Origin of the sequence: Rhodococcus sp. RDE2, assembly GCF_020885655.1 — a bacterium.
Classification (GTDB): domain Bacteria; phylum Actinomycetota; class Actinomycetes; order Mycobacteriales; family Mycobacteriaceae; genus Rhodococcus; species Rhodococcus pyridinivorans.
In genome coordinates this window covers 5228891-5250599 of record NZ_AP025186.1, presented here as the reverse complement: position 1 = coordinate 5250599, position 21709 = coordinate 5228891, and the positions used below count along the sequence as shown (strand labels likewise).

Here is a 21709-nt window from a genome sequence, read left to right as displayed (position 1 = left end):
GTCATACCTCCTGCGTGGCGGCCGGGTTCTCGCGCAGTCGCTGGGCGGCGTCACGCGCAGCGGCCACGATGTTCTGGTATCCGGTGCAGCGGCACAGATTTCCTTCGAGGCCGTGCCGCACGTCCTCGTCGCTCGGATCGGAGTTCTCGGAGAGCAGGTCGATGGTCGCCATGATCATCCCGGGCGTACAGAAGCCGCACTGCAGGGCGTGCTTCTCGCGGAACGCCTCCTGGACCGGATGCAGGCTGCCGTTCTCGGAGAGCCCTTCGACGGTGGTGACCGAGTGTCCGTCGGCCTGTACCGCGAGCATCGAGCACGACTTGACGCTGTGGTCGTCGAGCAACACGGTGCAGGCGCCGCAGTTGCTCGTGTCGCAGCCGACCACCGTGCCCACCTTCCCGAGCCGATCTCTGAGGTAGTGGACGAGAAGCAGTCGCGGTTCCACGTCGTCCGTGTACTGCGTTCCGTCTACGGTGACAGTGATGCGCATCGGTCCTCCAAGTACCTCGCGTAGCGCAGTGATACAGATCACTGACACTCTGCTGCATATCGCGCGTAGAAAGGACCCGAATCGCCGAAATCGCCTTCGTGCTCGCGTCGATCGGAGGCGGAAGTCGTCACGAGAGGAACCGCATGACCCGTCGCCTCGAGGACAAGGTCGCCTTCATCACCGGAGTCGCGCGCGGTCAGGGCCGCGCCCACGCGGTCCGGCTCGCGCAGGAGGGCGCGCAGATCGTCGGTATCGATCTCGCCGGTCCGCTGCCGGGCGTCCCCTACGATTCCCCCACGCCCGACGACCTCGACGAGACCCGCCGGCTGGTCGAGGCGGAGGGCGCGAAGGCGCATCTGGTGCAGTGCGACGTCCGTGATCTCGACGGCACGAAGGCGGTGCTCGACGAAGGTGCCGCGCAGTTCGGCGGGCTCGACGTCGTGGTCGCCAACGCGGGTATCTGCATCCCGCAGACGTGGGACGAGATCACCCCCGAGAGCTTCCGCGACACCCTCGACATCAACGTCACCGGCGTGTGGAACACGATCACCGCGGCCGCCCCGCACCTCATCACCCGCGGCGGCGGTTCGATCGTCGTGACCAGCTCGCTCGCCGGCGTGAAGCTGCAGCCGTTCATGGTGCACTACACGACCAGCAAGCACGCCCTCGTCGGGATGGCGCGGGCCTTCGCCGCCGAACTCGGACAGCACGACATCCGGGTCAACAGCATCCACCCGGGCGCGGTGAACACCCCGATGGGATCCGGTTCGATGCGCGAACGCATCGCGCAGACGGCCGAGAGCAACCCCCGGCTCGGCGGCATGACCATGCCCTTCCTGAACAAGTACATGGCCGAGGCGGACGAGATCGCGAACATGGTCGCCTTCCTCGCGTCCGACGAGTCCGCCTTCGTCACCGCCCAGAGCTTCGCGATCGACGGTGGTGCTCAGTACTTCTGAGCGCCGATGTGCTCCTCGTGGGCATGGATCGGTCCGCGTGTCTCGGCGAGGCGGCCGCCGCCCCCGCCCCAGCGCAGCGCGATGATCTCGGCGGCGATCGACACCGCGGTCTCCTCCGGGGTGCGGGCCCCGAGATCCAGACCGATCGGCGACGACAGGCGCGCCAGTTCCTCCTCGGTCAGTCCCGTCTCCCGAAGACGCTCCATCCGGTCGTCGTGGGTGCGGCGCGACCCCATCGCCCCCACGTAGGCCACGTCGAGCCGTAGGGCGACCTCGAGGAGCGGGACGTCGAACTTCGGGTCATGGGTGAGTACCGTGATGACGGTGCGGGCGTCCACCCGTCCGGCTTCGGCCTCGGCCGCGAGATAGCGGTGCGGCCAGTCGACGATCACCTCGTGGGCGCCGGGGAAGCGGGCCTCGGTGGCGAACACCCCACGCGCGTCGCACACCGTCACGGTGTAACCGAGGAACGAGCCGAGCCGGGCCATCGCCGACGCGAAGTCGATCGCCCCGAACACGATCAGCCGCGGTGGGGGCTGGAAGACGTTGACGAACACCGACATCCCCTCGCCGCGACGCTCACCGTCGGTGCCGTAGTGGAGGGTGCCCGAACGTCCCACCTCGAGCAGGCCGCGCGCATCGTCGACGACGGCGTCGTGCATGCGGGACGAGGCGAGCTGTCCGTCGGCGCGGTCGCGCCACACGACCATCCGCCGTCCCCGTACCGCCGGATCGGGATGGGCGGTGACGGTCGCGAGCGCGACGGGTTCGCCCGCGCGGACGGAGTCGAGCAGGTCGGTGAAGGCGGGGAAGGACGCGGCGTCGATCCGTTCGACGAAGACGTCGATGATGCCGCCGCAGGTCAGGCCGACGGAGAACGCGTCGTCGTCGGAGACCCCGTAGCGCTGCAGCACCGGCTGCCCGTTGTCGATGACCGACCGGCCGAGTTCGTAGACGTCGCCTTCGACGCACCCGCCCGAGACACTGCCGGTGACGGTGCCGTCCTGCGCGACCAGCATCGATGCACCCGGTCCCCGGGGCGCCGAGCGGAAGGTCGAGACCACGGTGCCCACCGCGACGGCCTCCCCGTCCCGGTACCGCCGGTCGAGCTCGTCCAGAATTTCACGCACGTCGAACCTCCTCGAGAAGTTCTTCCAGTGTCGCGAGGCTGTGTCCCGCGAGCAGACGATCGATGTGCGGCAGGGCCGCGGAGATACCCGACTGGATCGGTTCGTATCCGGCGCCGCCGGCGTGCGGGTTCACCCACAGCACGCGGTGCGCGAGGCGATGCAGTTGCGCCATCCGTTCCCCGAGCAGCGAGGCATCGCCGCGCTCCCAGCCGTCGGAGAAGATCACGACCACCGCGCCGCGCGCGAATCCCCTGCGCCCCCAACGATCCAGGAACGCACCGAGCGTGTCGCCGAGACGTGTCCCGCCGGCCCAGTCGGGAACCGCACGCGAGGCCCCGGCGAGCGCGATCTGCGGGTCGCGGGCACGCAGCGCCCGCGACAGTCGGGTCAGCCGCGTGCCGAGGGAGAACACCTCGGTGGACGACGGCGCGGCACGCGTGACGACGTGCGCGAACCGCAGGAGCGCGTCGGCGTAGGGAGTCATCGAGCCGGATACGTCGATCAGCAGCACCACCCGGCGCGGTCTCGTCGCCCGTGCCCGGTGCCGCGGCCGGACGGGTTCGCCGCCGTTCGCCAGCATGTCGCGCAGGGTGTGCCGCGGGTCCACCGGCCCGCGGCGGGAGGGCTTCGACCGCAGTCCCCGGCGCGTCGGGGGTCGGGGCTGCAACCGCGCGAGGAGTTCGGAGAGGTGAGCGCGTTCGGCGGTCGTCAGTTCGGCCACGTCGCGGTGCCGGAGGACGTCGGAGTCGTCCGCCGCGACCTGCAGTCGTGGCGCGTCGTCACCGGAGTCGCCGTCGGCTCCCTCACCACGGGTCAGCGCGGCGATCCGCGCGGTGCGGGTGCGTTGCCCGTGGGTGCGCGAGCCGGTGGGGACGGTGTCGCCGAACCAGTGGACGAAGGTCGCGTCGTAGCGGGCCGTGTCGTCCGGGGTGCGGCACAGCGTGGCGCGGCCCGCCCAGTAGATCTGCACGGGATCCCCGACGTCGACGTGCGCGAGGGCGTCGAGATAAGTGGCGGTGGCGTCGAGGGCGACGGGCAGTCCGGCGGCGGCGAGGGCGCGGCAGAAGCCGGCCAGCCCGACGACCGGACCGGGGGCGGTTGTCATCCGGCCCTCGAGAGGTCGAGCCCGGCGCGGGTGACGCGGTCGATGTCCTCGCGGTACTTCAGTACGGCACCGAGTGTCGCTGCGGCGGTCGCCGCGTCGAGGACGTCGCGGTCGAGGGCGACCAGTGCGCGCGCCCAGTCGAGGGATTCGGCGATCCCCGGTGGCTTCAGGAGGTCCTGTTCGCGGAGCGAGCGCACCGCGCGGGCGATCTGTTCGGCGAGCGGGTGCCCCAGACCGGGCAACCGCCGCTGCAGGATCGCGACCTCGCGTTCGAGATCGGGATGCTCCACCCAGTGGTACAGACAACGGCGCTTGAGCGCGTCGTGCACCTCACGGGTCCGATTGGAGGTGAGCACCACCAGCGGGGGAACCTCCGCGCGGATCTCGCCCAATTCGGGGATCGTCACCGCGTTCTCGTCGAGCAACTGGAGCAGGAACGCCTCGAACTCGTCGTCGGCGCGGTCGATCTCGTCGACGAGCAGCACGCACGGCGAGTCGGTGAGCGCCTGCAGCAACGGGCGGACGAGAAGATAGCGCTCCGTGTAGAGGGAACGCTCGGCGGTGTCCGCATCGACCACGCCGTCGCTCGCCGCTTCGAGCGACCGCAGATGGAGCAACTGTCGGGGAAAATCCCAGTCGTAGAGGGCCTGCGAGGCGTCGATGCCCTCGTGGCACTGCAACCGGACCATCGGCAGATCCAGGGCCTGAGCGAGAGCCGCTGCGAGCGAAGTCTTCCCGGTTCCGGGTTCGCCTTCGCAGAAGAGCGGCCGGCCCATACGCATCGCGAGGAAGACGACGGTCGCCAGTCCGTCGTCGGCGAGATATCCCGTGGTCTCGAGAGCAGCCGAAAGTTTCTCGGGTGAATCGATGCGCGTCGCGTCGCCGGTCATGAAGCGAGCCTAGATGCTCACCCGTCTCCCGACCGGCGACTGCGACAACTATCGGCTCAACCGTCGGCGTGCGCGAGCGGCGCGAACTCGCCGGTGAACAGTGTCGCGCATCCGGGGCACAACGTCGTCGGATGGGTGGCCCAGCCGTTCATCCGGGCATGGAGCTCTGCCTGCAGCCTGTTCTGTGCGGCAGTGCGGTAGCAGTGATCGCAATGGTCGCAACGGAAGACCCACCGGCCACCGGAGAGCGGGTCGCGGTGCGGCATCATGTCCACCTCGATATCAATCGGACTCGATATCGGTGATACCGATCGAACTCGGTATCGGCGAATCGATGTCGTGGAATGGTCGGATCGTGCCGGTTCCTCTCAGGGCACCGACTTGCCCATGACGCGGGCCCACCATCCGTCCAGTGGGCTCGGATCGGGCCAGCGGATCGTGTCGTCTGCGATGTGGGTCGGCCGGGATGCCGTGTCCTGCTGTCCCTGTCCGGTATTCGGTGAATCGTGCTGTGCATTGCGCACTGAGGTCACCCCTTATTGCTATCGGTGCGTCACTTGGTGGACGCACTCCTACGCACCTCTGAGGCGTTCTTGAATGTTAGCCCGGTTCTCCTGAACCGGCCCGGTCTTTCTGCTGTTTGCGCAGGTAGAGGAGGTCTAGGAAGTATGTGGCGGGGGAGGGGGCCTGCTGTCCAGAGTGGAGCGCAGACGGTCGTTGTCCTCCCTGAGGGCCGCGTTGTTCGCCTCGAGTTCGAGGATCCGGGCGATTCCGGCGATATTGATTCCGGAGCCCACCAGTTCGACGATCCGTTGGACGATCTCGAGATCGTTGTCGCTGTAGCGGCGCGTTCCGCCTGCTGTGCGTTCGGGGTTCAGCAGCCCTCGGCGTTCGTACAGGCGCAGGGTCTGCGGGTCGAGTCCCGACAGTTCGGCGGCCACCGAGATACCGTAGACCCCGCGCCGGGCGCGTAACGGATCTGGCGTCATCGTTTCCTCCGGAGTCGGTGTTCTCGGGTCGCGCCGCGGTCATCCGCGGCCTTGACCGAACCTTATCACAGGGCCATAATAAATCTGTGTCTACAGACACAGATAATCGAACAGAGTGTGGCCGTCACGAACGGCCGGACAGTCGGAGGTGACAGACCGATGTTGATGCGCACCGACCCGTTCCGCGATATCGATCGCTTCACGCAGCAGGTGCTCGGGACCATGGCACGGCCCGCGGTGATGCCGCTCGATGCATGGCGAGAAGGTGACCGTTTCGTCGCCGAGTTCGATCTCCCGGGCGTCGACGCCGACTCGATCGACCTCGATGTCGAACGCAACGTGCTCACTGTGCGCGCGGAACGTCCGGAAGTCGACCGGGACAAGGAATTCGTCTCCACCGAGAGGCCGCGCGGTGTCTTCACTCGTCGGTTGTTCCTCGGTGACACCCTCGACACCGATCGGATCGAAGCGCAGTATCGCGGTGGTGTTCTGCGCGTGACGATTCCGGTCGCAGAGAAGGCGAAGCCCCGCAAGATCTCCGTGATCGACGCGGAAAGCAACGGACAGGCCGCGATCGAGAAGTGAACCGCTACGGCGAACCGGGCCCGGGAACCATCCCGGGCCCGGTTCGGCTGCGTCCACTACGGTTTGAGTCCGATCTTGATGGCGCCGTCCTGCTTCTTCTGGAAGATCTCGTACGCGTGCGGTGCGTCGTCGAGCGGGAGGCGGTGGGTCGCGAAGTCGTCGACCCCCAGCGGATCCTCGTCGGTCAGCAGCGGCAGGATCTCCGGGACCCAGTTCAACACGTTGGCCTGACCCATGTGGAGACGGATCTGCTTGTCGAACAGGGTGAGCATCGGCATCGGATCCGCCGCCCCGCCGTACACACCGCTCAGCGAGATCGCGCCACCACGCCGCACGACGTCGATCGCGGTGTACAGCGCGTGGAGACGGTCCACTCCGGCCTTCTCCATGAACGGCTCGGCGATCGCCGGCGGCAGGAAACCGGCGGCACTCTGGGCGAGCTTCGCGACGGGCGAGCCGTGCGCCTCCATACCCACAGCGTCGATCACCGAATCGGTGCCGCGCCCGTTCGTCATGTCACGGATCATGTCGCCGGGGTTGTTGTCGACCTCGCGCAGATCGACGACCTCGATACCGCGGGAGGCCGCGCGGGCCAGTCGCTCGGGAACCATGTCCACGCCGATCACGCGGGCACCCTTGTGCGCCGCGATGCGCGCGGCCATCTCACCGATGGGGCCGAGGCCGAGCACCGTGACACTGCCGCCGTCGGGGATCTCCGCGTATTCGACGGCCTGCCACGCGGTGGGCAGCACGTCGGAGAGGTAGACGAAACGGTCGTCGGCCGGTCCTTCCGGGACCTTGATGTGGGTGGCGTCGGCATGGGGGACGCGCAGATATTCGGCCTGCCCACCGGGCACGCTGCCGTAGAGCTTCGAGTAGCCGAACAGTGCGGCACCGGTGCCCTCCTCACGGACCTGAGTGGTCTCGCACTGCGAATGCAGGCCGTGGGTACACATGAAGCACTGGCCGCAGCACACCTGGAAGGGGATCACCACCCGGTCGCCGGGCTTCAGTTTCGTGACGCCGGAGCCGACCTCCTCGACGATGCCCATCGGTTCGTGACCGAGGATGTCGCCGGGAGTCATGAAGGCTCCCAACACCTCGTACAGGTGCAGATCGGAGCCGCAGATGTTGGTGGTGGTGACGCGGATGACGGCGTCACCGGCCTCCTGGATCGTCGGATCGGGCACCGTATCGACGCTCACGTTACGGCGCCCCTGCCATGTCACTGCCTTCATGTCGCTCCTCGGCTCCTCGGGTGCAGGAATGTCGGGCCGTGCCCGGCACGTGTCCCTCGATGCCTACCCCCGCTCGGCGCGGGCAAACGCTGCCCGCGAGCGGGTCCCTGCCGCGCCGCACATGTTTGCGCGTGCCGGAGGAGAGGTATGTCGCCACAGAACCGAATCACCGCGACACATGTCTGTGGCCGCTCTTGCGGGAGCGCAGCCGCACAGAAGGAGGTCAGGTGACCATTTCGGACCCCGAACACCACGGAAGTCAGGATCCCGAACCTTCGCGCACCCCGGATCTCGAGCCCAGTGGCGGCGTGGCGCCCGGATCGACGCCCCCCGATTCGGGGACGACGTCCGGGCTGTCCGCCCCGGAACCCGACACGAGGAAGCGATTCCCCATCAGCGGGTGGCTCACGCTGCTCGCCGTCGCGGTGATCGTGATCATCTTCGTGGTCGCGATCTTCGGCATCCTGTCCTGACGGTTCGGCCGGAGCCGCGCCGCGGAGCTTTTCGTCAGCGTCCGCGACGCGGTAGCCGCACGACCTGCACGAAGAATTCGTCGATCTGCTTCACGGCACCGATGAACTGGTCGAGATCGACCGGCTTGGTGACGTACGCATTGGCGTGCAGCTTATAGCTGCGGAGAATGTCCTCCTCCGCCGACGAGGTCGTGAGCACCACGACCGGGATGTCGGACAGTTCCGGATCGGACTTGATCTTCGTCAGCACCTGCCGGCCGTCGTATTTCGGCAGGTTCAGGTCGAGCAGGATCAGATCCGGGCGCGGCGCACCCTCGTGGGCGCCCCGGCGGTACAGGAAGTCGAGTGCTTCCGCCCCGTCGCGGACGACGTGTAGGGCGTTGCCGATCTTGTTGTCCTCGAATGCTTCACGGGTCATCAGCTCGTCGCCGGGATCGTCCTCGACCAACAGGACGTCCACCGGTCGGGCAGCGGGATAGGTCACGATCGTGCTCCTCATGACGTTGTCCCCTGCTTCTGCTCGACGGGGCGTGATGCGGTTCCGAGGGTGAAGCAGATTCGAGTGCCCTCGGTATGAGTATCGCCATACTCGGTGTCGATCCAGATTCTTCCCGCGTGATACTCGACGATTTTCTTGCTCAGCGCCAGTCCGATACCGGTGCCCTGGTAATCGTCGCGAGGATGCAGCCGCTGGAAGATGACGAACACCTTCTCGGCGTACTCGCTGTCGATCCCGATGCCGTTGTCGGTGACGCAGAAGTGCCACTGCGGACCGTCCGACTCGTCCTCGACTTTTTCGCACTCGATCCTGATCACCGGGGTGCGATCGGGATGCCGGAACTTGATGGCGTTGCCGACCAGGTTCTGCCACAGCATCGTCAGCAGAGTGGGGTCGCCGGTGAGTTCGGGCAGCTCGTCGGGGCGTTCGATCCGCGCCTGCGTCTCCTCGACGGACGCGGAGAGATTGAACAACGCCTTCTCGAGCGGCCGGCCGAGGTCGACCCGGACGTAGGCGTCGTGGACACGTCCGACCCGGGAGAAGGCGAGCAGATCGCTGATCAGCACCTGCATACGTTTCGCACCGTCCACGGCGTATTCGACGTACTGCCGTCCGCGATCGTCGAGGACGTCGCCGTACCGCTTCTCGAGCAGTTGGCAGAAGGACGCGACCTTCCGCAGCGGTTCCTGCAGATCGTGCGACGCGACGTAGGCGAACTGCTCGAGTTCGGTGTTCGAGCGGCGGAGTTCCTCGGCCTGGGAATCGAGATCCTCGGTCTGTTTCGCGAGCAGCGCCTGCTGGTTCCGGGAATCCGCCAATGCGTCCGCGATACGACCGCGCATCGTCTCGACATCGAGGGCGAGTGCCCGGATGTCCTTCGGTCCCTGGGGGTAGATGTGCTGGTAGAAGTTCTCCTCTATCGCGACTCGGCGGCTGGCCCGGCGGAGCCTGGCGAGCGGCACGGCGACGAGGTTGTGGACGAGGACCACCGTGGCGAGGCCGGTGAGGATGAACGTGATCACCATCGCGATCAGCACCGAATTGCGGATGGTGCGGGACTTCGCGAGTTCGTCGAGGTCCTTCGCCAGGACATCGGAGAGCGCGTTGTTCTCCTGGGCGAACATCGACCGGATCTCACCGAAGGCCAGCCGGTCCTGCTCGGCCAGGGCCGGGTCGACGGGACGCGGCTCCCCGGGAACGACGGTCTCGATGATCGGCTCTGCGTACTGCGTCCGCCACTGCACAGCGGCGGCTTCGATGGTGTCGATGTCGGCGAGCAGATCCGGATGCTCGGCGAGGAGCTCGCGAAGACGACCGAGCGCGACCTGCTGGTTCTCCTGACCTGCGCGGTACGGCCCGAGGAAGACGGGTTCGGTCGTGAGCGCATACCCGCGGACCGCGGTCTGTTGATCGAGCAGAGCGGTCTGCAAGGTGAAGGCCTGCGTCATCGCCGGCTGGATCCGCTCCGTCACCTCGTCGGTGATCTGCACGGTGCGCTGGATGAAGATCCCGCCCACGATCGAACCGACGACGGCGAACACCGCCAGGAGCGCGAACGCCAACTGGAACCAGCTCTGCACGGCCAGCCGCGAGGAGATGCGCTCGATACGCGGTTCGGGAACCGAGGGATCCCTCACCGCTGCACCGTCGCTCCGACATCGGCGGAACGCACGAAACCGATCACATCCACCCCAGCTTCCCGGTCCGTGCCCGATTCGCGCCTACGGGTGACGAATCCCGACGGCGGTGCGGTCCCGGACCTGTCGGTCTGCGAACACACGTATGGACGGGCTGTCTGTTGAACCCGAATGCGAACTGTAGCCGACCGGTGGAGCCGTTCCGATCCGGCCACGGGCCGAACCGGCTGCACCGAGTGCCGGAACGCGATTAGGGTCGGTCGCATGACACGACGAGTGAGTGTGTGGGGTGGCGCGTTCTGGCTCAGTCGGAAGGTTCGCGAGCAGGCGCTCGATGCCGCCCGCGAACTGGAGGAGCTCGGGTACTCCCGGTTGTGGACGTCCGGCGGATTCCAGGACGGTTTCCCCTCCGTCTACGGTGAACTGCTCGCGGCGACGACGACGCTCGAGCTGGCGAGCGGCATCATCAGCATCTGGCACGCCGACCCGGAGACCACGGCTGCTGCGGTCGCCGATCTGGAGTCGCGGTATCCCGGTCGTTTCCTGCTGGGCGTCGGAACGAGTCACGCCCCCGTCGTCGACGCGCGGGAGAACACCAGCTACACCAAGCCCTACAGCCGGATGGTCGAGTACCTCGACGGCCTCGATGCGGCGTCGACGCCGGTGCCCACCGATCGCAGGGTCCTCGCGGCGCTCGGCCCGCGCATGCTGAAGCTGTCCGCCGGGCGCGCGGCAGGAGCCCATCCGTACTTCGTTCCGCCCGAGCACACGGCGGTTGCGCGTGAGGCCCTCGGCTCGGAGCCGTTGCTCGCGCCCGAGGTGGCCGTCGTCCTCGAAACCGACGAGACCGTCGCGCGTGGCATCGCCCGCGAGTACATGCGCGGTTATCTCGCGCTGCCGAACTACTCGAACAACCTGCGTCGTCTCGGGTACACCGACGAGGACCTCGCCGACGGTGGCAGCGACGCCCTGATGGACGTGCTCATCCCGTGGGGTGATCTCGACAGCGTCGTCGCCGGCATCGAGAAGCACTATGCCGCCGGTGCCGACGAGGTCGCCATCCAGGTGCTCACCGCGGATCCGTTCACCTTCCCGAGCGAGGGCTACCGGCAGCTCGCGTCCGCGCTGCTGAGCTGAGGCCACCGAACCCCGAGGCCACCGGACCCCGAGGTCACCGGATCGATGCGGCCGCTCAGATCGGCCGCACCGTGAGAATCTGGGACATCGTGCCGATCGGGCCGGTCGCATCGTGCAGCACCGTGCTCGTCAGGCCGATGCCGTCGGCGCCGAACGAGACCGACGTATCGAAGCCGACCCATTCACCACGGGGTTCGGCGAACAGGTGCGCGGTCAGATCGAGATTGGGGAAGGCGACCGTCCTCGGATCGGCACGCACCGCCATGCCGTTGGCAATGTCGAACAGGCCGGCCGTGGCGGCGAGATCGCTGACCTTCTCGCCCTCCACGAGCGGCAGATCGGTACGCACCCAGAACGAGGCCCGTCCGGGTGCGGTCGAGACGCGACGCACCTCCACCGAGTCGATGAATCCTCCCGGCCACAGAGTCGTCGGGTCCCAGGGTTCGCAGTCCTCGGGCGACGGAATCGGCTGCAGCGTGCTGCCGGCGATCTCCGCGGTGGGACGGGTCTGCATCAGCCACGCGCGCGCACGCACGATCGCGCGCCCGTCGTAGGCAAGGGTCGCTTCCACGAGTTCGATGGTGCGTCCGGGCCGCAGGACCTCGACGGTCGTGACGACGGGACCGACGGGCACGGTGCCGAGGATGTCGTACGACAGGCGTCCGATCGCGAGGTCGTCGTCGCGTCGCGCGTCGCGGTCGCATTCGACGACGTGGGCGATCAGCCCGAGGGCGGGCGCGATGTGCTGCTCCGCCTCGTTCCATGCTCCACCGACGTGTTCGGTGGCGCGGAAGGAGGTCTGGCCGAGTCGTTCGAAGTAGTTCATGCGGTCTCCGTTCGTGCCGGCTCTGCCGCGAGAGCCGAGGGGGTCGCGGCGAGAGCTGCCAGTGCCATGCGTCGCAGCACCGCGCGGGTGCCTTCGGGGGAACGCGGGTCGGCACTGTGCGGTGTCGAGTTGATGAGTCCGAAGGTCGCGTGTGCCATCGTGCGCGCGTCGGATTCGGGCAGTGCGGGGTCGATGCGGCGCAGGACGTCGACCCAGATCTCGACGTAGCGACGCTGGGTCACCCTCACCTCCCGCTGCCCCTCGTCCGGGAGGGACGTGAACTCGCGGTCCTGCACGCGGATGAGATCGGGCTCGCCCAGCGCGAAGTCGAGATGGAAGTCGACCAGGCCCTCGAGGGCGTCGCGCGGGTCGGGCGTCGTCTCGGCGACCTGCGTGCCACCTGCGAGGAGGCGGCGGCTGATCTCGACGAGGATCTCGACGAGCAGGGCGTCCTTGTTGGGGAAGTGGCGGTACACGGCGGGACCGCTGATCCCCACGGCTGCACCGAGATCTTCGAGGCGGACCCCGGGGAATCCGCGTTCGGCGATCAGGTGCGCCGCGGCACGCAGGAGGTCCCGTCGGCGTTCCGCCTTGGCGAGGCTACGCCGCGTCGGGCGTCCCGATGCGGTCGAGACGTCGATCGCGGACTCGGTCATGAAAATCTCCGCTCGGTGTGGTCTGGACAACTCGGTTAATCATAACTAACCTAGATTTCAGTTAATGGCGATTAGTCGATCTACCGAGGATGGTGTCCGTGACAACCGCTGAGACGGCCTCGACAGCCAGCCGCGACCAGCACGAACAGCTGGTCGGAGAGCTCCGAGACAAGCTCGCTGCCGCAGCCCTGGGTGGCAGCGAGAAAGCCCGGGAGCGGCATGTCGCCCGCGGCAAGCTGCTTCCCCGCGACCGCGTGGACGAACTGCTCGACACGGGCAGCCCGTTCCTCGAACTGTCGCCCCTCGCCGCCGACGGCATGTACGACGACGAGTGCCCCGGCGCCGGCATGATCGCCGGCATCGGCCGTGTCGCCGGCCGCGAGTGCGTGATCGTCGCGAACGACGCCACCGTCAAGGGCGGCACCTACTACCCGATCACGGTCAAGAAGCACCTGCGGGCGCAGGAAGTCGCGCTGCAGAACAACCTGCCGTGCCTGTACCTCGTCGACTCCGGCGGCGCCTTCCTGCCGCGGCAGGACGAGGTCTTCCCCGACCGCGAGCACTTCGGCCGCATCTTCTACAACCAGGCCACCATGAGCGCCAAGGGGATTCCGCAGATCGCTGCGGTCATGGGCTCGTGCACCGCCGGCGGCGCCTACGTCCCCGCGATGAGCGACGAGGCCGTCATCGTCCGCAACCAGGGCACCATCTTCCTCGGTGGCCCGCCGCTGGTGAAGGCCGCGACCGGCGAGGTCGTCACCGCGGAGGAACTCGGTGGCGGCGACCTGCACTCGAAGGTCTCCGGCGTCACCGATCACCTGGCCGAGGACGACCGCGACGCGCTGCGCATCGTGCGCGACATCGTCTCCACCTTCGGTCCGCGCAACCCGCGCCCGTGGGACGTCGAACCCACCGTCGAACCCGAGGCCGACCCCACCGGGCTGTACGACGTGGTGCCCACCGACTCGCGCATCCCCTACGACGTGCACGAGGTCATCGACCGCGTCGTCGACGGCTCCTCGTTCCACGAGTTCAAGGCCGAATACGGCAAGACGCTCGTCACCGGCTTCGCCCGCATCCACGGCCACCCGGTCGGCATCATCGCGAACAACGGTGTGCTCTTCGGCGAATCCGCCGTCAAGGGAGCGCATTTCATCGAACTGTGCGACAAGCGCTCGATCCCGCTGGTGTTCCTGCAGAACATCTCCGGCTTCATGGTCGGCCGCGACTACGAGGCCGGCGGCATCGCCAAGCACGGCGCGAAGATGGTCACCGCCGTCGCGTGCGCCCGGGTGCCGAAGCTGACCGTCGTCATCGGCGGTTCGTACGGCGCCGGCAACTACTCGATGTGCGGTCGCGCGTATTCGCCTCGCTTCCTGTGGATGTGGCCCAACGCCCGCATCTCCGTCATGGGTGGCGAGCAGGCCGCCTCGGTGCTGGCCACGGTGCGCTCCGACCAGCTCGACGCCTCGGGCAAGCCCTGGACGGCCGAGCAGGAGGAGGAGTTCAAGGCTCCGATCCGCGCCCAGTACGAGGAACAGGGCAATCCCTACTACTCGACCGCGCGCCTGTGGGACGACGGCATCATCGATCCCGCAGACACCAGAAAAGTTCTCGGACTGGCACTGTCGGTGTGCGCCAACGCCCCGCTCGAGCCGGTTTCCTACGGCGTCTTCCGGATGTGAGTGCACCCATGACTGATACGACTCGGATCGACACGGTGTTGGTCGCCAACCGCGGTGAGATCGCGGTGCGCGTCATCCGCACCCTGAAGGCGATGGGCATCCGCTCGGTCGCCGTGTTCAGCGAGGCCGACCGCGACGCCCGGCACGTGCAGGAGGCCGACACCGCGGTGCTGCTCGGACCCGCCGCGGCGCGTGAGAGCTACCTGGTGATCGACAAGGTCATCGACGCGGCGCTCGCCACCGGTGCACAGGGCATCCACCCCGGCTACGGATTCCTCTCGGAGAACTCGGCTTTCGCTGCCGCGTGCGCCACCGCCGGTATCGCCTTTCTCGGTCCGTCCGCCCACGCGATCGAGACCATGGGCGACAAGATCACCGCCAAGGCCGCGGTGTCGGAGTTCGGCGTTCCCGTCGTGCCCGGAATCTCCCGGCCCGGACTGAGCGACGACGAACTGATCGCGGGCGCCGAGGAAGTCGGCTACCCCGTGCTCGTCAAGCCGTCCGCCGGTGGTGGCGGCAAGGGCATGCGCCTCGTCGAGGACCCGAAGGATCTGCCCGCCGCGCTCGAATCCGCCCGTCGCGAAGCGGCGTCGGCATTCGGTGACGACACCCTCTTCCTCGAGCGGTTCGTCCAGCGCCCCCGGCACATCGAGGTCCAGGTCCTCGCCGACGCGCACGGCAACGTCGTCCACCTCGGTGAGCGCGAGTGCAGCCTCCAGCGACGGCACCAGAAGGTCATCGAGGAAGCGCCCTCGCCGCTGCTCGACGAGGCCACCCGCGCCCGCATCGGTGAGGCCGCGTGCAACACCGCGCGCAGCGTCGACTACACCGGCGCCGGCACCGTCGAGTTCATCGTCTCCGCCGACAAGCCGGACGAGTTCTTCTTCATGGAGATGAACACCCGACTGCAGGTCGAGCATCCGGTCACCGAGATGGTCACCGGCCTCGATCTCGTCGAGTGGCAGGTGCGCATCGCCGCGGGCGAGCCGCTCGGCTTCACCCAGGACGACATCACCCTCACCGGCCACGCGATCGAGGCCCGCGTCTACGCCGAGGATCCGGCCCGCGGCTTCCTCCCGACCGGTGGTGAGATCGCTGACGTCGTCGAACCCACCGGCCCCGGTGTGCGCGTCGACTCCGGTATCCGTGCCGGCACCGTGGTCGGCAGCGACTACGACCCGATGCTCGCCAAGGTCATCGCCCACGCCGACGACCGCGCCGGCGCGCTGCGACGCCTCGACCGGGCGCTCGCACAGACCGCCGTGCTCGGCGTCGTCACCAACGTCGACTTCGTGCGGTTCCTGCTCGCCGACGACGACGTCGTGGCCGGTGCGCTCGACACCGGACTCCTCGACCGCCGGGTCGGCGACTACACCGCCCCCACGACCGCCGATTCCACGCTCGTCGCCGCGGCGATCCTGCGGTGGCTCGACCGCTGGGCGGGCGACACCACCGATCCGTGGGCAGTGCCCGACGGATGGCGCGTCGGTGCCCACCGGCCCGTCACGTCGCGGCTCACCTCCGGCGACCGCACCGCACACGTGCGCCTGACCGGAAGCCCGGCGGCCGGTGTCGCCGAGGTCGAGGACGGCGAGACCTACCGGTTCAGCGCCGTGCTGCACGGCGCTGATCTGGCGGTCGTGCTCGACGGCCGGCGTCACAGCTACCGCGTCGGCGAATCCGACGGTGCGGTCTGGCTTTCCGACGGCCACGGCAGCGTCGCCGTCCGCGAGGTGCGCGAGGCATCGGTGCGTGGCGACGACGCGCACGCCGGCGACGCCGACATCACCAGCCCGATGCCCGGCGCCGTCATCGCGGTGTCCGTCGCCTCCGGCGACACCGTCACGGCCGGGCAGACGCTCGTCGTCGTCGAGGCCATGAAGATGGAACATTCGCTCACCGCCCCCATCGACGGCACCGTCGAACTGTTCGCGGCCGCCGGTGAGCAGGTCAAGGTCGATCAACTTCTCGTGCGAGTCACCCCGCACGCCGACACGGAAGAGGCACAGTGATGACGGAATACCTTGCTACGGGTCAACTTCCCGACGAGTACGAGCAGCTGCGCAAGACGGTCGCCGACTTCGCCCGCACGGTGGTCGCGCCGGTCGCCGCCAAGCACGACGCCGAGCACTCGTTCCCCTACGAGGTCGTGCAGGGCATGGCCGAGATGGGCCTGTTCGGTCTGCCCTTCCCCGAGGAGTACGGCGGCATGGGCGGCGACTACTTCGCGCTGTGCCTCGCGCTCGAGGAACTCGGCAAGGTCGACCAGTCCGTCGCCATCACCCTCGAGGCCGGTGTCTCGCTCGGTGCGATGCCGATCTACCGATTCGGCAACGAGAAGCAGAAGGAGGAGTGGCTGCCGCAGCTCGCGAGCGGTCGCAACCTCGCTGCCTTCGGTCTCACCGAGCCGGGTGCGGGCAGCGACGCCGGAGGCACGAAGACCACCGCCAAGCTCGAGAACGGCGAGTGGATCATCAACGGCAACAAGCAGTTCATCACCAACTCCGGCACCGACATCACCTCGCTGGTGACCGTCACCGCCGTCACCGGTGTGCGGGAGAACGGCAAGAAGGAGATCTCCACGATCCTCGTGCCGACCTCCACGCCGGGCTTCACCGCCGAACCCGCCTACAACAAGGTCGGCTGGAATGCCTCCGACACGCATCCGCTCACCTTCGCCGACGCGCGGGTGCCCGAGGAGAACCTCCTCGGCGAGCGGGGCCGCGGCTACGCCAACTTCCTGCGCATCCTCGACGAGGGCCGCATCGCGATCGCCGCGCTGTCGACCGGAGCCGCGCAGGGTTGCGTCGACGAATCGGTGAAGTACGCCAAGGAGCGCGAGGCCTTCGGCAGCCCGATCGGCAACAACCAGGCCATCGCCTTCAAGATCGCCCGCATGGAGGCACGTGCGCACGCCGCACGCACCGCCTACTACGACGCCGCCGCCGCGATGCTCGTCGGCAAGCCGTTCAAGAAGCAGGCCGCGGTCGCCAAGCTCGTCGCGTCCGAGGCCGCGATGGACAACGCGCGCGACGCGACGCAGATCCACGGCGGCTACGGCTTCATGAACGAGTACGCCGTGGCGCGCCACTACCGCGACAGCAAGATCCTCGAGATCGGTGAGGGCACCACCGAGGTGCAGCTCATGCTCATCGGACGGGAGCTGGGACTGTGAGCGAGACCGACACCACCGTGGAGAAGCGGATCGTCCAGCGCGGCCTGTGGTTCGAGGAATTCGAGCTCGGCGCGATCTACGAGCACCGCCCCGGCCGGACGATCACCGAAGCCGACAACACGCTGTTCACGACGCAGACGATGAACACGCAGGCGCTGCACCTCGACGCCGCCTACGCCGCCGAGACCAGTTTCGGTGAGCGTCTGGTCAATTCGATGTTCACGCTCTCGACCATCGTGGGATTGTCGGTCGCCCAGCTCACGCAGGGCACGATCGTCGCGAACCTCGGGTTCTCCGAGATCTCCTTCCCCAAGCCGCTCTTCCACGGCGACACGCTCTACGCCGAGACGAAGATCGTCGACAAGCGCGAGTCGAAGAGCCGGCCGGGGGAGGGCATCGTCACCCTCGAACACACCGGTCGCAACCAGCACGGCGACGTCGTCGCCGTCGCCGTGCGCAAGACTCTCGTCCAGAAGAGGCCCACGACATGACCTGGGAACTCCCCGGCCCCGCATGGCTTTTCTGTCCCGCCGATCGTCCGGAGCGCTACGCCAAGGCAGCCGAACGCTCCGACGTGGTGATCATCGACCTCGAGGATGCCGTCGCGCCGGCCGACAAGCAGGCCGCCCGTGAGGCGCTGATCGCCACCCCGCTCGACCCCGAACGCACCGTGGTGCGGGTCAACCCGGTGGGCACGGCCGACCACGAGGCCGATCTCGAGGCGCTGCGCCGCACGTCGTACACGCGGGTCATGCTGCCCAAATGCGAGAGCGGCGACGAGGTGCGCTCGCTCGCACCGCTCGAGGTGGTCGCGCTCATCGAGTCGCCCCTCGGGGTGCTCGCGGTGGAGGACATCGCCGTCGCCGAGAACACCCTCGGAATGATGTGGGGTGCCGAGGATCTCGTCGCCGGACTCGGTGGCAACGCGAGCCGTCGCGCCGACGGGACGTACCGCGCGGTCGCGCAGCACGCCCGGTCGGTGACCCTGCTCGCCGCGAAGGGTCACGCCCGCTGGGCGCTCGACTCGGTGTATCTGGACATCAAGGACACCGACGGTCTCCACGAGGAGGCCCTCGACGCCGTGGCGGTCGGATTCGACATCAAGGTGTCGATCCATCCGAGCCAGGTCGACGTCGTCCGCCGGGCGTACGCGCCCACCCCCGAGGAGGAGGCGTGGGCGCGACGCGTTCTCGAGGCCGCCGAATCGGAACGCGGCGTCTTCGATTTCGAAGGGAGGATGGTCGACGCCCCGGTGCTGCGCCACGCCGAGCGCGTGCTGCAACGAGCGTCGGCCGCTGCCTCGGCATGACCGCGCCTCACCGGGGACGGTGACGCAACAACTGAGTGAGACGGTGGGCGCTGTCGAGCAGCGCCTCACCGAGTTCGGGCACACGATCGGGCCGGAACCGGCTCTCCACGCCGGTCAGACTCAACGCCCAGGTCGGGGCGCCGCGGTGATCGAACACCGCGGCGCCCATTCCCCAACTGCCCTCGACGATCAGCGCCGGATTGACGGCGTAGCCGGCCAGCCGTGTCGCCTCGATCCGCTTCTCCAGTGCGGGTCGCGCATGGTCCGGTCCCCAATTCTCCGTGAGATCCACCCGCGACAGATACGCCTCGATGTCCTGATCGGGCATGTGCGCGAGGATCGCCAGCCCCGCCGACGCCACTCCGAGCGGGAACCGGATCCCGATGTGGAGCACGTGCGAACGCAATGGGAAGCTGCCCTCCTCCATTGCCAGGCACACCGTCTCGTCGCCTCGCCGCGCGGAGAGGAAGACGCTCTCGCCGGTCGCGCGCGCCAGATCGCGCAGCACGTCGCCCGCGAGATCGGTGATGTCGTAGCGCACGGAGGCGAGCGATCCCAGCAGGTAGAGCTCGGGTCCGAGGGTCCAGCGTCCCGAGGCCGGATCCCGGTCGACGAGTCCCTCGTCGGCGAGCGAGCTGAGCAGCCGGTGCACCGTGGGCCGGGCGAGATCGGTGGTGCGGGCGACCTCCGAGGTCGTCACCCCTTCCGGTTCGTGCGACGAGACGGTGCGCAGCAGGGCGGCGATCCGCGTGACCAGTTGACCCCGTGCATCGGACGACATGCCTCGATTCTACGTCCACTCAGTGAACGCATATGGGGTCTCCGTTCGATGAACGACCAATTTCCGAGAGATTACGGCAGGTACTTGTGTTCGCCACCTGCAGACTCTTTAGTAGAAACCGAGAATGTGACCGCGTTCATCCAGTGGACGTGATTGGTCCAGCGGGGCCCCGCGGCTCCCCCGGAAACCTGAGAGGTGAGAGTTGGCAACGAAAGTGTTCGAGACGGCGGCGGAGGCCGTCGCCGACATCCGTGACGGTGCGACGCTCGCGGTGGGCGGATTCGGACTGTGCGGTATCCCCGACATCCTGATCCAGGCCATCGCCGACACCGGGGCGACAGACCTCGAGGTGTTCTCCAACAACTGCGGCGTCGACGGCCACGGCCTCGGAATCCTGCTGGGCAGCAAGCGCATCCGCCGGGTCACTGCGTCGTACGTCGGGGAGAACAAGGAATTCGCCCGGCAGTACCTCTCGGGTGAGCTCGAGGTCGAGCTGACCCCGCAGGGCACTCTCGCCGAGAAGCTCCGCGCCGGTGGCGCGGGCATCCCCGCCTTCTTCACCCCCGCCGGCGTCGGCACGCCCATCTCCCAGGGCGGACTGCCGTGGAAGTACAACGTCGACGGTTCGATCGCCGTGGCGTCGCCGGCGAAGGAGATCCGCGAGTTCCGCGGCAAGCGGTACGTGCTCGAGGAGTCCATCACTGCCGACTTCTCGCTCGTGCACGCCCTCAAGGGCGACACCGAGGGCAACCTCGTGTTCAACAAGGCCGCGATGAACTTCAACCCGCTCGCCGCGATGGCCGGTCGCGTGTGCATCGCCCAGGTCGAGGAACTCGTCGAACCCGGCGAGATCGATCCGGGCGAGGTGCACCTCCCGGGAATCTTCGTGAACCGGGTCGTGCACACCGGTGTCCAGGACAAGCAGATCGAAAAGCGCACCGTCAGCGCCGCGAAGGGAGCGTAGAACATGACCACAGCTGTCGAGACACAGGGTTGGACGCGCACGCAGATGGCCGCGCGCGCCGCGCAGGAACTCTCGCCGGGGGAGTACGTCAACCTCGGTATCGGCCTGCCGACGCTGATCCCCAACTACCTGCCCGAGGGTGTGCACGTCACCCTGCACAGTGAGAACGGCATCCTGGGCACCGGGCCGTACCCGACCGAGGACGCGGTCGATCCCGATCTGATCAACGCCGGCAAGGAGACCGTGACCGTCAACCCCGGTGCTGCCTTCTTCGATTCGGCGCTGAGCTTCGGCATGATCCGCGGCGGCCACATCGACACCGCGGTGCTCGGTGGTATGGAGGTCTCGGCCACCGGCGACCTCGCCAACTGGATGGTGCCCGGCAAGATGGTCAAGGGCATGGGCGGAGCGATGGATCTCGTCCACGGCGCCCGCAAGGTCATCGTGCTCATGGAGCACACCGACAAGCAGGGCAACCCGAAGATCGTCTCGGAGTGCTCGCTGCCGCTCACCGGCGAGGGCGTGGTGCAGCGCATCATCACCAATCTCGCGGTGATCGACGTGACCGCCGACGGCCTCGTCCTCACCGAGTGCGCCCCCGGCGTCACCGAGGAACAGGTGCGCGCCGCGACCGGAGCACCGCTCACCCTTCCGTGACGACCGGCCGGTTCCGCCTGCGGAACCACCGGAAGATCCATCTTCTCCGCGCGACCCCGGTCTCGGACTCCGTCTCGAGCCGGGGCCGCGTCGAGTTCAGGGCCGTGCGGGCCTCCTCGCGACGACGGGCCCGTTCGAGCTTCCACACCTCCACCATCTCCTCGGCGTCGACCTTGTGGATCGGTACGGGCAGGCCGCTCGGGAAACGCAGGCAGTCGGCGATCCGCCGGTTGAGATCGGTGACGATCTCGCGCACCACCTTCTCGCTGGGAGCCGAACCGACCGTGTCGGGCAGCCGCTCGATCTCGCGCCGCAGCTGCAGTTCGGGCGGCAGCAACGCTTCCGTCGACAGACCCTCGCGCGCCAGATAACTCTTCACCCACCACAGCTCGTCGTCGCCGTGATCGGGGATGGGTTTGCCGTAACCGGGCAGATCGTCGAAATCGCCCCGGTCCTGCGCCACGCGGATCTGCCGTTCGATCCACGTCTCGAACGTCAGATCCCACCGCTTGCGCTCGGTCACA

The 21709-nt window shown here is 67.9% G+C and carries 25 protein-coding genes; 11 read left to right on the top strand and 14 right to left on the bottom strand.

The features are described from left to right. Position 1: 1 nt before the first annotated feature. The gene (locus tag LPH33_RS24500; RefSeq protein WP_060652545.1) at positions 2-490 is read right to left on the bottom strand and encodes a (2Fe-2S)-binding protein; all 489 of its coding nucleotides are present in this window, start codon (positions 488-490) and stop codon (positions 2-4) included. Between the two features lie 143 nt (positions 491-633). Here LPH33_RS24500 and LPH33_RS24495 point away from each other — a divergent pair, with 143 nt between their 5' ends. Beyond that, complete coding sequence (locus LPH33_RS24495) at positions 634-1449, top strand: mycofactocin-coupled SDR family oxidoreductase (RefSeq protein WP_229566493.1); 816 nt, start codon at positions 634-636, stop codon at positions 1447-1449. Here LPH33_RS24495 and LPH33_RS24490 read toward each other — a convergent pair. From LPH33_RS24490 to LPH33_RS24465, 6 genes are all read right to left on the bottom strand, one after another. Next, on the bottom strand, positions 1437-2579 hold the full coding sequence (locus LPH33_RS24490; protein WP_229566492.1) for an XdhC family protein: 1143 nt from the start codon (positions 2577-2579) through the stop codon (positions 1437-1439). The genes LPH33_RS24495 and LPH33_RS24490 overlap by 13 nt on opposite strands. After that, the gene (locus tag LPH33_RS24485) at positions 2572-3684 is read right to left on the bottom strand and encodes a vWA domain-containing protein (RefSeq protein WP_229566491.1); all 1113 of its coding nucleotides are present in this window, start codon (positions 3682-3684) and stop codon (positions 2572-2574) included. Before LPH33_RS24485 ends, LPH33_RS24490 begins: the two co-directional genes overlap by 8 nt. Continuing rightward, positions 3681-4574, bottom strand: a complete 894-nt coding sequence (locus LPH33_RS24480; RefSeq protein WP_229566490.1) for an AAA family ATPase — start codon at positions 4572-4574, stop codon at positions 3681-3683. Before LPH33_RS24480 ends, LPH33_RS24485 begins: the two co-directional genes overlap by 4 nt. A gap of 56 nt (positions 4575-4630) precedes the next feature. Further along, the gene (locus LPH33_RS24475; protein WP_229566488.1) at positions 4631-4843 is read right to left on the bottom strand and encodes a hypothetical protein; all 213 of its coding nucleotides are present in this window, start codon (positions 4841-4843) and stop codon (positions 4631-4633) included. Positions 4844-4942: 99 nt separating this feature from the next. Continuing rightward, complete coding sequence (locus LPH33_RS24470; protein ID WP_229566487.1) at positions 4943-5107, bottom strand: hypothetical protein; 165 nt, start codon at positions 5105-5107, stop codon at positions 4943-4945. Positions 5108-5233: 126 nt separating this feature from the next. Beyond that, on the bottom strand, positions 5234-5563 hold the full coding sequence (locus LPH33_RS24465) for a MerR family transcriptional regulator (RefSeq protein WP_026061371.1): 330 nt from the start codon (positions 5561-5563) through the stop codon (positions 5234-5236). A gap of 159 nt (positions 5564-5722) precedes the next feature. On the opposite strand from LPH33_RS24465, the gene LPH33_RS24460 reads away from it, so the two are divergent. Further along, entirely contained in the window at positions 5723-6148 is a 426-nt protein-coding gene (locus LPH33_RS24460) for an Hsp20/alpha crystallin family protein (protein WP_064852052.1), read from the top strand. 56 nt (positions 6149-6204) lie between these two features. On the opposite strand, the gene LPH33_RS24455 is transcribed toward LPH33_RS24460, so the two are convergent. Continuing rightward, positions 6205-7386, bottom strand: coding sequence for a zinc-dependent alcohol dehydrogenase (locus LPH33_RS24455; protein WP_229566485.1), 1182 nt, complete (start codon positions 7384-7386; stop codon positions 6205-6207). A gap of 227 nt (positions 7387-7613) precedes the next feature. Here LPH33_RS24455 and LPH33_RS24450 point away from each other — a divergent pair, with 227 nt between their 5' ends. Continuing rightward, complete coding sequence (locus LPH33_RS24450; RefSeq protein WP_229566484.1) at positions 7614-7859, top strand: DUF6480 family protein; 246 nt, start codon at positions 7614-7616, stop codon at positions 7857-7859. A gap of 34 nt (positions 7860-7893) precedes the next feature. On the opposite strand, the gene LPH33_RS24445 is transcribed toward LPH33_RS24450, so the two are convergent. Both LPH33_RS24445 and LPH33_RS24440 read right to left on the bottom strand, forming a co-directional pair. Then, positions 7894-8358 carry a response regulator gene (locus LPH33_RS24445; RefSeq protein WP_229566482.1) on the bottom strand — a complete coding sequence of 155 codons (465 nt, stop codon included), beginning with the start codon at positions 8356-8358 and terminating at the stop codon, positions 7894-7896. Then, positions 8355-9995, bottom strand: a complete 1641-nt coding sequence (locus LPH33_RS24440) for a sensor histidine kinase (RefSeq protein ID WP_229566481.1) — start codon at positions 9993-9995, stop codon at positions 8355-8357. Before LPH33_RS24440 ends, LPH33_RS24445 begins: the two co-directional genes overlap by 4 nt. A gap of 264 nt (positions 9996-10259) precedes the next feature. Here LPH33_RS24440 and LPH33_RS24435 point away from each other — a divergent pair, with 264 nt between their 5' ends. After that, positions 10260-11132 (top strand): LLM class F420-dependent oxidoreductase, encoded by an 873-nt coding sequence (locus LPH33_RS24435; protein WP_229566479.1) that lies wholly within the window; start codon positions 10260-10262, stop codon positions 11130-11132. Between the two features lie 55 nt (positions 11133-11187). On the opposite strand, the gene LPH33_RS24430 is transcribed toward LPH33_RS24435, so the two are convergent. Further along, the gene (locus LPH33_RS24430) at positions 11188-11958 is read right to left on the bottom strand and encodes a thioesterase family protein (RefSeq protein ID WP_229566478.1); all 771 of its coding nucleotides are present in this window, start codon (positions 11956-11958) and stop codon (positions 11188-11190) included. Further along, positions 11955-12614 carry a TetR/AcrR family transcriptional regulator gene (locus tag LPH33_RS24425; RefSeq protein WP_059384396.1) on the bottom strand — a complete coding sequence of 220 codons (660 nt, stop codon included), beginning with the start codon at positions 12612-12614 and terminating at the stop codon, positions 11955-11957. The genes LPH33_RS24430 and LPH33_RS24425 overlap by 4 nt, the downstream gene beginning before the upstream one ends. Positions 12615-12703: 89 nt before the next feature. Between LPH33_RS24425 and LPH33_RS24420 the strand changes: the two genes are divergently transcribed. The 5 genes from LPH33_RS24420 to LPH33_RS24400 are packed head-to-tail and all read left to right on the top strand — an operon-like array spanning position 12704 to position 18783. Further along, entirely contained in the window at positions 12704-14299 is a 1596-nt protein-coding gene (locus tag LPH33_RS24420) for a carboxyl transferase domain-containing protein (protein ID WP_229566476.1), read from the top strand. Positions 14300-14307: 8 nt separating this feature from the next. Beyond that, positions 14308-16311, top strand: a complete 2004-nt coding sequence (locus LPH33_RS24415; protein ID WP_229566475.1) for an acetyl-CoA carboxylase biotin carboxylase subunit — start codon at positions 14308-14310, stop codon at positions 16309-16311. Next, the gene (locus tag LPH33_RS24410; protein WP_229566473.1) at positions 16311-17474 is read left to right on the top strand and encodes an acyl-CoA dehydrogenase family protein; all 1164 of its coding nucleotides are present in this window, start codon (positions 16311-16313) and stop codon (positions 17472-17474) included. The genes LPH33_RS24415 and LPH33_RS24410 overlap by 1 nt, the downstream gene beginning before the upstream one ends. Beyond that, positions 17471-17965, top strand: coding sequence for a MaoC family dehydratase (locus LPH33_RS24405; RefSeq protein WP_006550752.1), 495 nt, complete (start codon positions 17471-17473; stop codon positions 17963-17965). The genes LPH33_RS24410 and LPH33_RS24405 overlap by 4 nt, the downstream gene beginning before the upstream one ends. Further along, positions 17962-18783, top strand: coding sequence for an HpcH/HpaI aldolase/citrate lyase family protein (locus LPH33_RS24400; protein ID WP_229566472.1), 822 nt, complete (start codon positions 17962-17964; stop codon positions 18781-18783). Before LPH33_RS24405 ends, LPH33_RS24400 begins: the two co-directional genes overlap by 4 nt. Before the next feature lie 7 nt (positions 18784-18790). Here the strand turns inward: LPH33_RS24400 and LPH33_RS24395 are convergent, their stop codons facing one another. Beyond that, positions 18791-19564 (bottom strand): IclR family transcriptional regulator, encoded by a 774-nt coding sequence (locus LPH33_RS24395; RefSeq protein WP_060652559.1) that lies wholly within the window; start codon positions 19562-19564, stop codon positions 18791-18793. 202 nt (positions 19565-19766) lie between these two features. On the opposite strand from LPH33_RS24395, the gene LPH33_RS24390 reads away from it, so the two are divergent. Then, the gene (locus tag LPH33_RS24390) at positions 19767-20528 is read left to right on the top strand and encodes a CoA transferase subunit A (RefSeq protein ID WP_081314610.1); all 762 of its coding nucleotides are present in this window, start codon (positions 19767-19769) and stop codon (positions 20526-20528) included. 3 nt (positions 20529-20531) lie between these two features. Continuing rightward, positions 20532-21185, top strand: a complete 654-nt coding sequence (locus tag LPH33_RS24385; RefSeq protein WP_060652561.1) for a CoA transferase subunit B — start codon at positions 20532-20534, stop codon at positions 21183-21185. On the opposite strand, the gene LPH33_RS24380 is transcribed toward LPH33_RS24385, so the two are convergent. After that, on the bottom strand, positions 21172-21708 hold the full coding sequence (locus LPH33_RS24380; RefSeq protein WP_229566470.1) for a DUF1992 domain-containing protein: 537 nt from the start codon (positions 21706-21708) through the stop codon (positions 21172-21174). The two genes, LPH33_RS24385 and LPH33_RS24380, sit on opposite strands and share 14 nt — an antisense overlap. Position 21709: the final 1 nt, after the last annotated feature.

What these genes read in the sequence shown, in the direction of transcription:
- LPH33_RS24500 (WP_060652545.1), bottom strand. Translation starts at nt 490, where the DNA reads ATGCGCATCACTGTCACCGTAGACGGAACGCAGTACACGGACGACGTG.
- LPH33_RS24495 (WP_229566493.1), top strand. Translation starts at nt 634, where the DNA reads ATGACCCGTCGCCTCGAGGACAAGGTCGCCTTCATCACCGGAGTCGCG.
- LPH33_RS24485 (WP_229566491.1), bottom strand. Translation starts at nt 3,684, where the DNA reads ATGACAACCGCCCCCGGTCCGGTCGTCGGGCTGGCCGGCTTCTGCCGC.
- LPH33_RS24480 (WP_229566490.1), bottom strand. Translation starts at nt 4,574, where the DNA reads ATGACCGGCGACGCGACGCGCATCGATTCACCCGAGAAACTTTCGGCT.
- LPH33_RS24475 (WP_229566488.1), bottom strand. Translation starts at nt 4,843, where the DNA reads ATGATGCCGCACCGCGACCCGCTCTCCGGTGGCCGGTGGGTCTTCCGT.
- LPH33_RS24465 (WP_026061371.1), bottom strand. Translation starts at nt 5,563, where the DNA reads ATGACGCCAGATCCGTTACGCGCCCGGCGCGGGGTCTACGGTATCTCG.
- LPH33_RS24460 (WP_064852052.1), top strand. Translation starts at nt 5,723, where the DNA reads ATGTTGATGCGCACCGACCCGTTCCGCGATATCGATCGCTTCACGCAG.
- LPH33_RS24455 (WP_229566485.1), bottom strand. Translation starts at nt 7,386, where the DNA reads ATGAAGGCAGTGACATGGCAGGGGCGCCGTAACGTGAGCGTCGATACG.
- LPH33_RS24445 (WP_229566482.1), bottom strand. Translation starts at nt 8,358, where the DNA reads ATGAGGAGCACGATCGTGACCTATCCCGCTGCCCGACCGGTGGACGTC.
- LPH33_RS24435 (WP_229566479.1), top strand. Translation starts at nt 10,260, where the DNA reads ATGACACGACGAGTGAGTGTGTGGGGTGGCGCGTTCTGGCTCAGTCGG.
- LPH33_RS24430 (WP_229566478.1), bottom strand. Translation starts at nt 11,958, where the DNA reads ATGAACTACTTCGAACGACTCGGCCAGACCTCCTTCCGCGCCACCGAA.
- LPH33_RS24425 (WP_059384396.1), bottom strand. Translation starts at nt 12,614, where the DNA reads ATGACCGAGTCCGCGATCGACGTCTCGACCGCATCGGGACGCCCGACG.
- LPH33_RS24420 (WP_229566476.1), top strand. Translation starts at nt 12,704, where the DNA reads ATGGTGTCCGTGACAACCGCTGAGACGGCCTCGACAGCCAGCCGCGAC.
- LPH33_RS24415 (WP_229566475.1), top strand. Translation starts at nt 14,308, where the DNA reads ATGACTGATACGACTCGGATCGACACGGTGTTGGTCGCCAACCGCGGT.
- LPH33_RS24410 (WP_229566473.1), top strand. Translation starts at nt 16,311, where the DNA reads ATGACGGAATACCTTGCTACGGGTCAACTTCCCGACGAGTACGAGCAG.
- LPH33_RS24400 (WP_229566472.1), top strand. Translation starts at nt 17,962, where the DNA reads ATGACCTGGGAACTCCCCGGCCCCGCATGGCTTTTCTGTCCCGCCGAT.
- LPH33_RS24395 (WP_060652559.1), bottom strand. Translation starts at nt 19,564, where the DNA reads ATGTCGTCCGATGCACGGGGTCAACTGGTCACGCGGATCGCCGCCCTG.
- LPH33_RS24385 (WP_060652561.1), top strand. Translation starts at nt 20,532, where the DNA reads ATGACCACAGCTGTCGAGACACAGGGTTGGACGCGCACGCAGATGGCC.